The following is a 12,470-nucleotide window of genomic DNA, read 5'->3' on the forward strand; positions in this document are numbered from 1 at the left end:
AAAACGACCTACCTCCTTTAAGGAAGCAAGTCGTTTTACTTATAACGTATCTATTATTTTCATAACTTTATCGTAGTCAGGATGTCCTTTGTGAAGATAGATAATGAAGTGATCTATTTTTTTCACGGCTAACTGCTCTGTCTTACTACCGATATACACTGGAAGAGTGCCTGTCTCTTCTACTATTCCAAGACGCTCGTCAGATGGATTCAATTTATAAAGATGTAATGGAAGTAACGTATCCCCATTGATCGTGACTATCATGCCACTTTCTGCTTTAAACATATCCAGTGCAGCTTCTGCTGGTTCACTTACCGTTAAACCCGCCTGTTCCAGCCGACTTACTACGTTTTGATATAACTCTTCGTCTGTCACAGCTGCCACAACGACTTCCTCTTCTTCTGGAGTTTCAGGAGTCAGTTCAGGTGTTTTTTCTAGCGGTGCTGTTTCTTCTTCATCGCTACATGCGACTAATACTAATGATAAACTGCTCAGTACTATGGCGTAAAGAATCCATTTTTTCATAGTGCTCATATATTGATATCCTTTCTATACAAAACATTTTCTACTGTTAGTATACATCATTCTACAATGATACTTAATCTAAATCGTATTTCTAGACAAATAGTTAGCGACAAATTATGATAAATACACAGTACATAATAACCTGTACTTACTAATAATTATTGTTAGATGATAATTATTATAATTAAAGCTTTATTTTTCGATTAAGCTCTGGTATAATACTATTCATAGGTTACGAACCCACAACTGAGGAGGAATATATTTTGAATAAAAATGAGAACAATTCTCAAAAGAGAAAATTAACAACCGCTGCAGGTGCACCTGTAGTTGATAACCAAAACTCTATGTCCGCTGGTCCAAGAGGTCCGCTTCTATTACAAGATGTATGGTTACTTGAAAAGTTAGCGCACTTTGATCGCGAAGTCATTCCCGAGCGTCGTATGCACGCAAAAGGATCAGGAGCATACGGTACTTTTACTGTCACGCATGATATTACAAAGTATACGAAAGCAAAGCTATTTTCCGAGATTGGTAAACAAACGGAAATGTTCGCACGCTTCTCCACTGTTGCAGGCGAACGTGGTGCAGCTGATGCGGAGCGCGATATCCGTGGATTTTCTTTGAAATTCTATACAGAAGAAGGAAACTGGGACATGGTCGGAAACAATACACCTGTTTTCTTCTTCCGCGATCCATTGCAATTCCCTGACTTGAATCACGCAGTAAAACGTGATCCTCGTACAAATATGCGTAGCCCGAAAAACAACTGGGATTTTTGGACTGGACTACCTGAAGCATTACACCAAATCACTATCATAATGAGCGATCGCGGTATTCCTCGTTCATACCGTGAAATGCATGGTTTCGGTAGCCATACATTTAGCATGATCAACGAGAACAATGAACGTCACTGGGTGAAGTTCCATTTCCGTTCCCAGCAAGGTATTGAGAATTTAACAGATGAAGAAGCTGCGGCAACCATTGCAACAGATCGTGAAAGTTCACAGCGCGATTTGCTAAGTAATATCGATGAAGGTAATTTCCCTAAATGGAAAATGTATATTCAAGTGATGACAGAAGAAGAAGCAATGAACATGCCATACAATCCATTCGATTTAACAAAAGTTTGGTATAAAAAAGACTTCCCTTTAATTGAAGTCGGTGAATTCGAATTAAATCGCAACCCTGAAAACTACTTTGCTGAAGTAGAACAAGCTGCGTTTACACCAGCAGCTGTCGTTCCGGGTATCGGATTCTCACCTGATAAAATGTTGCAAGCCCGTCTATTCTCTTATGGCGATGCACAACGTTATCGTCTAGGTGTCAATCATCACCAGATTCCCGTTAACGCACCAAAATGTCCATTCCACAGCTTCCACCGCGATGGTGCAATGCGTGTTGATGGCAATATGGGCTCTACTACTCACTACGAGCCAAACAGCTATGGTGAGTGGCAAGAACAACCAGACTTTAAAGAGCCGCCACTAAAAATTCATGGCGATGCAGACCACTGGGACTTCCGTGAAGATGACGATGACTACTTCACACAGCCTGGTAAGTTGTTCAACATTTTGAACACGGAAGAGCAACAGCGTTTATTCGAAAATACTGCACGTAATATGGGTGACGCTCCAAAAGAGATCAAAATCAAGCATATCCGTCACTGCTACTTAGCGGATCCTCAATACGGTGAAGGTGTAGCAAAAGCATTGGATATCCCAATGGCTGATGTAGATATTGAAAATACCACAACGATTGTGGAGGAGTAAAATCCTATACAAAAACCGCTTGGAGATTCACTCCAAGCGGTTTTTACATTCTACGCATTTTCGCCTACACCATTTAATATATTGGCAATCAATAGACCAAGGATAATGGCAATCACACTCATGACAAACGGCGTACCACTTTCAGGCATGCCTGGGAAAATCACAAAAACCGATCCGATGATTAATCCCATGATTACGGCAAACATTCCGGTATGGAAATTGGAAAGTAGGTAGCGTATTAATTTACTGCTAATTATAAATCCAAAAGCTATCCCACATCCTGTGGCGATAATAATCGGTATATTAAAGTCTGAAATAGCCGTAATGACTGTTGCATAAACACCTATCAATAGTAAAACAAAAGATCCACTCACTCCTGGCAACAGCATCGCCATACTACCTGCCCAACCAGATAAGAATAAAATAATGGTATTTTTAACTGTCAGATGTGTAATCGTTATGGGATCAATAGGATTTATAAAAGCAGTAGAAGCTAGTGCGCCTGCGACTACTAACATGAGAATAATATGATGAAATTTAAAGCTCTTTCTCAATCCAGCTTGCTTAGAAACAAATGGAATGACACCTACAATTAACCCTAAAAAGAAGTATTGCGTAGGTTCATGATAATGCTTCAGTAAATACGAGATCACTTTACTAAATAGAATGATCGTTGCGCCCATTCCGATACCAAGAGGTACGAGGAATCCAATATGTTTCTTCCACTCTTTACTAAAAAATCCGCTGATTGAAATAAGCAACTGATCATAGACCCCTAATATAAATGCAATCGTTCCGCCACTTACGCCAGGAACTAGGTCACTGATGCCCATCAAAAATCCACGGTATAAATTTCTCCATTCCATGCTCGTCGTTCCTCCAATGATTTCATTCGGTTTAGTATATCATGCTGTGTTTCACTAATTACAGTTCATCACTATTTTTTTCATTACATGTTACAGCTATTTGAACAGTTTATGAACAGCCGTATGTATATAGGACTGTACAAAACAAAAGTTGTTCCATTGTTAAACAAAACAATGGAACAACTTCCTATTAATAATCATCCATTTCAGATACAGTCACGAATTTATAGCCTTGAGACTGCAAATTTTCAAGTACCGCGTCCAGTCCTTCTGCCGTGGATTCATGAATATCATGCATCAAAATTATACTACCTGCACGTGTATCTTCTACAATATGTTCTAATAACAGCTCCGGATCATGATGCTCCCAGTCCAAAGTATCTACATTCCATAACACTACAGGTAATTTTGTGCTTTCTCGCACGCGATCATCTACCGCACCGTATGGAGGCCTAAACACAGTTGCCGGCTGCCCAATTACCGCTTCAATAATATCCGATGTACCTTTTACCTCACTTTGAAGAACTTCATCGGGTATACCTGTTAATGAAGGATGATTCCATGAGTGATTACCTATCTCATGACCCGCTTCGGCTACTTTCTTGGCAATGTCAGGGTAGGCATTTACTCGATTACCGAGCATAAAGAATGTAGCTTTTGCATCGTATTTCTCAAGTGTTTTTAAAATCCTTATCGTATAATTTGGATCCGGACCATCATCAAACGTTAAAGCAATGGTTTTTTCCTTTTCAGCATCATCTGTTGCTACTTGGAATTCCTTTGCTAAGTATGGATTCAATTTTCGTAGCGGGATTTCTACTGTTGCCGGTCCAGCTTGCCTTTTGGTGAATTCACCAGTACCAAAATAAAGATTGAGTGTATCGTCTGTTAAGGCGAAGTTACGATAGTTAATCCACATCGGCTCAGTAGGATGCCAAACACTTTTCGTAATCACATCATCTTCTAAAGAAGGACTATGATGTATTTCGTCACGCACGACACTCGCCATCCGTTTGAGTTTCTCCAGATTATGATCCACAATATCTTCAATTGTTAGCTCGTTCCCTGTTTCAGGATTGATATGAAATGTTTGGATTTCCGTTTGACTATCTTGATCAGCAAAGTACGTAACGGCTTGCATGACAAAAGAATAATTCCCCGATAGATGCTGTAGCGTTTCAAAAGACACATCTAACTTGGACACTCTGTTTTTCTTTTGTTGCTGGGCGGCATATGTCGTTTTCAATTCATCAACATAGTCTAACACCTGCTGATTAAAGGGATCGTACTCTGTTTCCGGATAACGAATGACAAAAGGATACTGCGAGTCATCTGTTTTCTCTGTCAACATTTTAATGCCTGGGTAAGGAGATGTGCTTGACTCTACCGACACTTCCTGTTTCGGTGCAGGAATGACTTCATGTGTTACCTGTTTAGCAGGGCTAGCTTCTTTATTTTTCATAACATTTACAATTAATAGTAGCGTAATAGATACCAATGATATGATTGTAATAATTAATGCACGATCGATCCAAACTGATCGACGTTTTTTATTTGTATCTTTCATGAAAAGACTCCTTTACTTCACACTGCCTAGCATTGATTGTACATTACATTTTACTAGCAACAGGTCCACTATACCCTTCACGTTCAAAAGTATTCTGTATGCTACTTATATTTTTCACAATCAACTATCTCCACTTACCACTGATATGTATGAAAGTATTTCCATCTCTTAGTATACAACAAATCAGTCATGATACAAAGCCAGGTGTAATCACGTTTTGCTTTAATAAAAGGCATTTAAGTGAAATACCGTTTTGATTCCTTTTCTCGAAAATAAAATTATGCTATACTATTCAGGGCTCGATTCTTGCAAATTCGGGTTCAAGGGACGCACGATCCCTTTGTACACACCGATCTCGGCTGTTGTCTATTGCAAAGATCAAACAGAAGGCGGTAATTTATATGGAAAAGAAAGACTATCGAGTATTATTGTTTTATAAGTATGTAACGATTGAGGAGCCTGAAGAGTTTGCGGCTTCACACTTGAAATTTTGTAAAGAAACTGGATTAAAAGGGCGTATTCTTGTAGGTGCTGAAGGCATCAATGGTACTTGTTCCGGAACAATTGAACAAACAGACGCGTATATGGAACATATGAAAGCTGATCCACGTTTTGCTGATGTATGGTTTAAAATTGATGAAACAGATGGCCACGCATTCAAAAAAATGCACGTTCGCTTCCGTCCGGAGATTGTCAATCTTAGCTTACCTGAAGATGTGAATCCGTTAGAACTTACAGGTGAATATTTAGAACCTGAAGAGTTCTTACAGCAAATGCAAGATGAAAACACCGTTGTATTAGATGCTCGTAATGATTATGAGTATGACCTAGGTCATTTCCGTGGTGCGATTCGCCCGGATATTGAAAACTTCCGTGATCTTCCAGAATGGGTAATTGAAAATAAAGAACAGCTTGAAGGTAAGAAAATTCTTGCGTATTGTACGGGTGGAATTCGTTGTGAGAAGTTCACTGGCTGGTTGAAACGCGAAGGTTTTGAAGATGTAGCGCATTTGCACGGCGGTATTGTTTCTTACGGTAAAGACCCTAAAGCAAAAGGACAGTTATGGGACGGTCAATGCTACGTATTTGATGAGCGGATCGCAGTTCTAATCAACCAAGTAGAGCATGTCATCGTAGGACGCGATCATTTTGACGGCACACCTTGTGAGCGCTATGTAAACTGTGCAAATCCTGAGTGCAATGCGAAAATTCTATGTTCAGAAGAAAATGAACATTTCTATATGCGCAGTTGTTCAGACGATTGCCGTACACATCCTCGTAATCGTTATTTTGTGGAACATGACATGACAGTGGATGAATACGACGCACGAATGGCGAAAATTGAAGCTTCACGTGCAAGCGAAACAATTTCTTAAAACACAAACGGTCAGCTTCCTTTTATAGGAAGCTGGCTTTTTTATTTCTATCAAGAGCGTCTACTTCTCATCAACGCAATTAATTGACATTAATACTGCATGCTAGTACCCTTAAACTTAAGCTTACTATTAGTAAGTTTGTATATAAATATGATGTAAAAATAGGAGGAGTTTGTATGACACAAGAGATGTACAGAGAAATTCATTTAGCTAACCGACCGAAAGGCTTGCCTACTATGGAAACGTTCGATTTTGTGGAAAAACCGATGCCTGAACTACAAGACGATCAAGTTCTTGTTCGCACGCTATATGTATCGGTTGATCCCTACATGCGAGGAAGAATGATAGATGCAAAATCTTATATTCCCCCATTTAAACTGAATGAAGTGATTACCGGTGGAGTTGTGGGTGAGGTCACAAAATCTACTTCTGATTCATTCAAACCCGGAGATTTTGTTGTAGGGAACTTGAATTGGGCAGAATATACGGCAGCTGCTGAGCAAGAAGTACGTAAAATTGATCCACATATCGCACCAATTACTACACATTTAGGTATCCTCGGCATGACAGGCCTCACTGCATACTTCGGGTTACTCGATATCGGTAAACCTCAAGAAGGAGAAACAGTCGTCGTTTCCGGTGCTGCTGGGGCAGTTGGTTCAGTAGTGGGCCAAATCGCTAAAATGAAAGGTGCCAAAGTAATTGGAATTGCAGGTTCACAAGAGAAGATCGAGTACGTAAAAAATGAACTCGGCTTTGACGAGGCAGTCAATTATAAACTGGATAGCTTTAAAGAAGACTTAGCTACAGCTGCAGCTGACGGTGTAGATGTCTATTTCGACAATGTCGGTGGTGAAGTGACGGATGCTGTCTTTACATTACTCAATAAACACGCACGAATTGCACTATGTGGCGCTATTTCATCTTACAATAAAGAAGAGCAAGATATAGGGCCTCGTCTTCAATCTACGATGATCAAAACGAGCGCGTTGATGAAAGGCTTTACTGTAGGAGATTATGCAACAGACTTCGCTACTGCATCTGCTGATTTAGGTAAATGGCTATCAGAAGGCCAATTGAAGTATGAAGAAACAATTGTAGAAGGCTTCGACCATATTCCACATGCATTTCTTGGTTTATTCGATGGAACAAATTTAGGTAAGCAACTAGTCAAAGTCGCTGATTATGAAACAACAAAGCGATAATTGGTTTTCAATGAAAAAGGCTATCTCGAGATTTCTCTTGAGATAGCCTTTTATATTACGTACATAAAACACCTTGTACAGTGAAAAAACTCTCCATACAAGGTGCATAGTATTCTATTAACCGAATATGCTCGTACTGTGCAATGGCTGCACTTTAGCTTTCGGATCTAGGAACGCTTTCGCGTGGCTGATGGCAACCGGTGCTTCGCCCATACCTACCGCAATCAATTTCACTTTGCCGTCGTATGTTGTGACATCACCAGCTGCATAAATGCCTTCGATATTCGTTTCCATACGAGAGTTGACTACAATAGAATTACGCTCCATATCTAAGCCCCAGTCTTTCAATGGGCCGAGTGAAGAAATATTGCCGTAGTTCACTACAACATGATCGAATTCAAGTTCTTTCACGCTACCATCTTTTTCTTTCAATATCACTTTATCCAATGTGTCTCCGTCACCCTGTAATTCACTGACAGCATGCGAAGTTAAAATATTGACACTAGATTCGCGAAGTTGATTCACACTGGTTTCATGCGCAGTGAAACGTTCTCTACGGTGAACTAGTGTAACTTGGCTTGCGATATCTTCAAGCATCAATGCCCAGTCCAGTGCAGAGTCTCCCCCACCACACACACAAATGTTTTGATCTTTAAACATAGACAAGTCTTTTATACCATAGTGTAATGTTTTGCCTTCAAAAGTAGGTTCTTCCTTCAATCCAATTTTACGTGGTTGAAAAGCACCGATTCCTGCAGTCAATAAAATAGTACGTGTCAAATGCTGACCTTTATCCGTCGTTAAAACAAAGTGATCGTCCTTCTTTTCGATGGACATTGCCGCTTCCCCTAAACAAATTTCAGGTTTTGCATAGTGCGCTTGTGTTACTAAGTTTGCCACTAAATCTTTTGCCAAAATTTTAGGGAATCCGCCAACATCATAAATATATTTATCTGGATATAGCTCGATCAATTGGCCACCAAGCTGCGGCAAACTATCGATAATTTTAACAGACATTTCACGCATGCCTGCATAGAACGAAGAAAATAATCCAGTTGGACCTCCGCCGATAATCGTAATATCCACTATTTCATGATTCATTTAAAACACTCCTATATTTAATTCTTTGATGAAATGCTTTGGGTGTACCACTTGTGTTTCTCTAGTCTATTATCCCCTATTCTAAAGAGAATAACATCTATTTTGTATTCAGATCTCAGGAAAATGTTCCATGCAGTATTGCTCTGCTGACGTTTGTTCTTCTTCGTCCCATTCAACGTCAAATGGACTTTCCGTTGCCAATTCATAAAATTGGTAGGTTAACATCTTTCGCTGGCCATCCTTCGCAGAATATAACATACGTAAGCCAGTACCCTCTTCATTGAACAGTTCATCTTCTTCATCAAACTTAACTGTCAATAGGAATTCGTAGCGCTGACCATCGATAATACCTGTCGGATCGACCAGTTCTTGTACTGTATGATTGATTATTTGCATTCAATTTCTCCTTCTTCCCGCTCACTTAGAGTTTACTCTCTCTATCCTACATCATTTTATAAGTATGTGGCAATTTATGAACGTCATTACTAATAAATTATTTGCTTTTTATTACTGGTTGCTAGAAAATGAGGGGATAGCCCAATACATACGAACTAGGAGGAGTACAATGCTGACTTTTGAAGATTATGAGTATACTCGCCCGGATATCGATAAGCTAAAAATAGAATTCCAGGCTGCACTTGGACAGTTTAAGCAAGCAAACTCATTCGAGGAGCAAGCCCAAATTATTGAGCATATCAACATGTTGACGAGTGATTACAGTACAGAGGAAAACATTATGTATATCCGCTCTTCGATTGATACGAATGACCCCTTCTATCAAGAGGAACGAGAGTATTTTGATGAAATTGGACCTCAATTCCAAGCTTTGCAAAGCGATTACTACCAAGCTGTTATCTCGACGCCTTTTCGAGCTCAATTGGAAGACAGATGGGGCCCTCAGCTATTTAAACTTGCAGAGAATGCCGTCCAATCTTATTCCGACGAAGTCTTACCACTTTTACAGCAAGAGAATAAACTTATTTCCGAGTACGCACAGCTCGTCGCCTCAGCACAAATCGAGTTCCAAGGCGAAATGCTGACTTTGGCACAACTTGGACCATTTAAGGAGTCACTCGATCGTTCCGTTAGAAAAGATGCAATGAATGCCACTGCTGATTTTTTCGCTTCGCATGAAGAGGATTTCGATAGAATTTTTGATCGTCTTGTTGCAGTACGTCATGAAATCGCTACGACACTTGGGTTTAAAAGCTTTACAGAACTGGGATACATACGTATGGACCGGATCGGCTATGATGCACCTATGATGGAAAACTTCCGTCATCAGATTCGTACGCATGTGGTGCCTCTAGCAGGGAAGATTCGAGGAATGCAAAGTCGTAGAATAGGCATCTCGCAAATGAAATTTTATGATGAACCATTACATTATGCAGAGGGTAATCCTCAACCTACAGGTTCTCCTGAATGGATTTTGGAAAATGGCCAAAAAATGTATCAAGAGTTGTCGCGTGAAACCGGACGTTTTTTTGATTATATGAAACGTAAAAACTTATTGGATTTGGTGGCGAAAAAAGGCAAGGAAGCAGGCGGTTATTGTACATTCATAGACAATTACGATTCACCGTTTATTTTCTCTAATTTCAATGGAACTTCAAGTGATATTGATGTTTTGACACATGAGGCAGGCCATGCTTTCCAAGTGTATTCTAGTCGTTCAATTGGGATCCCTGAATATATTTGGCCAACGACTGAAGCGGCGGAAATTCACTCTATGAGTATGGAGTTCTTTACTTGGTTTTGGATGGATCGCTTCTTTGGTAACGAGGCAGAACGATATCGCTATGCACACTTACTTGAGAGTGTACTGTTTTTACCTTATGGAGTGGCAGTCGACGAGTTTCAACAACGCATCTATGACCAGCCTGAAATGACTCCAAGTGAACGTAAAGCCGTATGGAAAGATCTTGAGAACATCTATTTACCTAGCCGGGATTATGACGGACATCCTTATTTGGAACAAGGCGGTTTTTGGCAGAGACAAGGTCATATCTATGAAGTACCGTTTTATTATATTGATTATGCTTTAGCACAAATCTGTGCTCTCCAGTTTTGGCAACGCTCATTAAACGACTTTGAAGATGCATGGACAGATTATTTGGCACTGTGTCAATTGGGTGGAAGTCAATCATTTTTAGAGCTCGTTGCAACGGCCAATTTGAGATCGCCATTTGAAGATGGGACTGTTGAATCGATCATGGATTTCATTAGTCAATGGCTTGTTGATCATAAGATTTTTTAATATAAGGCATACAAAAGGATGTGCAGAATGTCATGTTAATGACGTTCTGTACATCCTTTTTATGATTCAACCGAATGATATATAGAATATTGATCTTTGCCTTTTTTCTTTGAGTCATACAAAGCTAAGTCCGCTTTATGAGAAAGCGTATGCATGGTATCCTTCTTTTCAGCTGTTGCAATTCCAATACTTACAGATAAATGAATATGGTCCTCTTCCAAATAGCTGAACGATTCTCTCATTTTTTCAAGCATACTGTTCGCCCGCTCTATAACTTGTTCCTCGGTCATATGTGAGAATAAAACTACAAATTCATCACCACCGATTCGAGCAGCCAAATGATCTTTCCCGCTTTCATGATCAATAATTTTAGCCGCTTGGACTAGTATTTTATCGCCCTCTCCGTGACCCAAAGAATCGTTTACAGTTTTAAAATTATCTAAATCAATAATCATCAACTGTAATGGACCTCTTTTTTGGTGAAGCCATTTCACCGCAGCATCTTCAAAAGCCGCCCTGTTTTTTAATCCTGTCAACACATCATGGAATGCCAGGTAAACAGGTCTTGCGATCATTTTGGCTAAAATAATAGACATGATCACGGTGATAAAAGAGATGGCTACCGTTTGGAAAAGAAATTGATTTCGGTACGAAGTGAGAACACTTGAGAAAGGAACATCATGATATGCAATTTCGACCACTCTATTCATCGATAGTCCAGGTACTGTATCCGCTTTATACGGAATATATCTATAGGTTATGAGTGTACCATCTTCTTTTACAGTCGTTTCTTTTATTTCGAAATCTTTGTAGGATGCCTTAAAGACCGCTCTTCTAGAAGCATTGATTTTGTCTTCTTTGCCTACTCCCCGCTCACCCAACAACAACCCTAAATAATTATAGACATTTATCGACTTAATTTGTTCATTTTCATTTTCTAATCTATTCATCGTATCTAAAAAATTGAATTCCTGAAAGACCAATTTATCTTCCAAGAAATAGCCTAACTCGATTATGTAATCCTTATCCAGTGTTGGCATATAGCTGAATTTCTTAAATTCACCTGTTTCTTGGTGAATATCAAGTGCATCGTGAGAGAATATCCCAAGTTTCCTTCGTTCCGTTAATAAAGAACTGAACTTTGGGCAACATTCATTAAAGTTTAATCCAATATCCGGTGTATAACTACTTGCGATCACTTCGTTATTTCTATCTATAATAAAGACGTCCATACCACTTTGCGTTTTCAATGATTGAAAATCCCATTTTGAGAAGTCAGGTTGTTTCTCGTATTTCTTTAGTAAAGTTTGTGAGTATTCTTTCATGCTTTCTGCGCGTTCTATATCTAGTAAATTATATACTTTATCGACCGTAGCCAGGCTCGTTATAATCTCATCTTCCGCCATTTGAATTTGTATTTCTAAACCTGTCTCTACATTCTTTTTCAGTCGAATATAGTCTGCCACAACAATAATCAAAGACAATAGCAACGTGAATGAAATCAGGATGCCAGTTAACTTTAAACGAAAATTTTTATCCACTTCATGGCACTCCTTCATGATTTCACTCGTCAAAACATCTAGTAATAGTATACCATAAAAATAGGCCATTAGAACCGTGTGCAGTGTTATTTATTTACTTTTTTACTTCTTATTATAAAAAAAGCAAAAAGCCATAATTGAAGTGTACCCTTTGTAAAGGACAATGATAAAAAAGTCTAGGCTATTAGTTGAAGCTGTTGTCTGTATTTTGCAGGCGGCAGCTTTTTTAAATTCCACTGAGCACGATGATGATTGTAGTATGT

The 12,470-nt window shown here is 39.2% G+C and carries 10 protein-coding genes; 4 read left to right on the forward strand and 6 right to left on the reverse strand.

The genetic code is table 11. The features are described from left to right. Positions 1–39: 39 nt before the first annotated feature. The gene (locus CSV61_RS09920) at positions 40–534 is read right to left on the reverse strand and encodes a hypothetical protein (RefSeq protein ID WP_099639085.1); all 495 of its coding nucleotides are present in this window, start codon (positions 532–534) and stop codon (positions 40–42) included. Between the two features lie 335 nt (positions 535–869). Between CSV61_RS09920 and CSV61_RS09925 the strand changes: the two genes are divergently transcribed. Further along, complete coding sequence (locus CSV61_RS09925; RefSeq protein ID WP_233193573.1) at positions 870–2,294, forward strand: catalase; 1,425 nt, start codon at positions 870–872, stop codon at positions 2,292–2,294. 50 nt (positions 2,295–2,344) lie between these two features. Here CSV61_RS09925 and CSV61_RS09930 read toward each other — a convergent pair whose 3' ends face one another. Next, a complete protein-coding gene (locus tag CSV61_RS09930; protein WP_099639087.1) occupies positions 2,345–3,160 on the reverse strand; it encodes a DUF368 domain-containing protein in 816 nt (271 codons plus the stop codon). A gap of 190 nt (positions 3,161–3,350) precedes the next feature. Further along, complete coding sequence (locus CSV61_RS09935; protein WP_099639088.1) at positions 3,351–4,727, reverse strand: polysaccharide deacetylase family protein; 1,377 nt, start codon at positions 4,725–4,727, stop codon at positions 3,351–3,353. A gap of 401 nt (positions 4,728–5,128) precedes the next feature. On the opposite strand from CSV61_RS09935, the gene trhO reads away from it, so the two are divergent. Next, complete coding sequence (gene trhO, locus CSV61_RS09940; RefSeq protein WP_099639089.1) at positions 5,129–6,103, forward strand: oxygen-dependent tRNA uridine(34) hydroxylase TrhO; 975 nt, start codon at positions 5,129–5,131, stop codon at positions 6,101–6,103. Between the two features lie 176 nt (positions 6,104–6,279). After that, the gene (locus CSV61_RS09945) at positions 6,280–7,308 is read left to right on the forward strand and encodes an NADP-dependent oxidoreductase (RefSeq protein ID WP_233193571.1); all 1,029 of its coding nucleotides are present in this window, start codon (positions 6,280–6,282) and stop codon (positions 7,306–7,308) included. Positions 7,309–7,425: 117 nt separating this feature from the next. Here CSV61_RS09945 and CSV61_RS09950 read toward each other — a convergent pair whose 3' ends face one another. Further along, a complete protein-coding gene (locus tag CSV61_RS09950) occupies positions 7,426–8,409 on the reverse strand; it encodes an NAD(P)/FAD-dependent oxidoreductase (protein ID WP_083032182.1) in 984 nt (327 codons plus the stop codon). A gap of 108 nt (positions 8,410–8,517) precedes the next feature. Further along, entirely contained in the window at positions 8,518–8,805 is a 288-nt protein-coding gene (locus CSV61_RS09955; RefSeq protein ID WP_099639090.1) for a DUF6509 family protein, read from the reverse strand. 169 nt (positions 8,806–8,974) lie between these two features. Between CSV61_RS09955 and CSV61_RS09960 the strand changes: the two genes are divergently transcribed. Beyond that, the gene (locus CSV61_RS09960; protein WP_099639091.1) at positions 8,975–10,666 is read left to right on the forward strand and encodes a M3 family oligoendopeptidase; all 1,692 of its coding nucleotides are present in this window, start codon (positions 8,975–8,977) and stop codon (positions 10,664–10,666) included. A gap of 59 nt (positions 10,667–10,725) precedes the next feature. On the opposite strand, the gene CSV61_RS09965 is transcribed toward CSV61_RS09960, so the two are convergent. After that, entirely contained in the window at positions 10,726–12,207 is a 1,482-nt protein-coding gene (locus CSV61_RS09965) for a GGDEF domain-containing protein (RefSeq protein ID WP_158233827.1), read from the reverse strand. Positions 12,208–12,470: the final 263 nt, after the last annotated feature.

Source organism: Sporosarcina sp. P3 (assembly GCF_002743415.1).
GTDB classification, from domain to species: Bacteria; Bacillota; Bacilli; order Bacillales_A; family Planococcaceae; genus Sporosarcina; species Sporosarcina ureae_A.

Bases quoted from the DNA above. Each gene is read 5' to 3' on its own strand.
- CSV61_RS09920 (WP_099639085.1), bottom strand. From the start codon at position 534: ATGAGCACTATGAAAAAATGGATTCTTTACGCCATAGTACTGAGCAGT.
- CSV61_RS09925 (WP_233193573.1), top strand. From the start codon at position 870: ATGTCCGCTGGTCCAAGAGGTCCGCTTCTATTACAAGATGTATGGTTA.
- CSV61_RS09930 (WP_099639087.1), bottom strand. From the start codon at position 3,160: ATGGAATGGAGAAATTTATACCGTGGATTTTTGATGGGCATCAGTGAC.
- CSV61_RS09935 (WP_099639088.1), bottom strand. From the start codon at position 4,727: ATGAAAGATACAAATAAAAAACGTCGATCAGTTTGGATCGATCGTGCA.
- trhO (WP_099639089.1), top strand. From the start codon at position 5,129: ATGGAAAAGAAAGACTATCGAGTATTATTGTTTTATAAGTATGTAACG.
- CSV61_RS09945 (WP_233193571.1), top strand. From the start codon at position 6,280: ATGACACAAGAGATGTACAGAGAAATTCATTTAGCTAACCGACCGAAA.
- CSV61_RS09950 (WP_083032182.1), bottom strand. From the start codon at position 8,409: ATGAATCATGAAATAGTGGATATTACGATTATCGGCGGAGGTCCAACT.
- CSV61_RS09955 (WP_099639090.1), bottom strand. From the start codon at position 8,805: ATGCAAATAATCAATCATACAGTACAAGAACTGGTCGATCCGACAGGT.
- CSV61_RS09960 (WP_099639091.1), top strand. From the start codon at position 8,975: ATGCTGACTTTTGAAGATTATGAGTATACTCGCCCGGATATCGATAAG.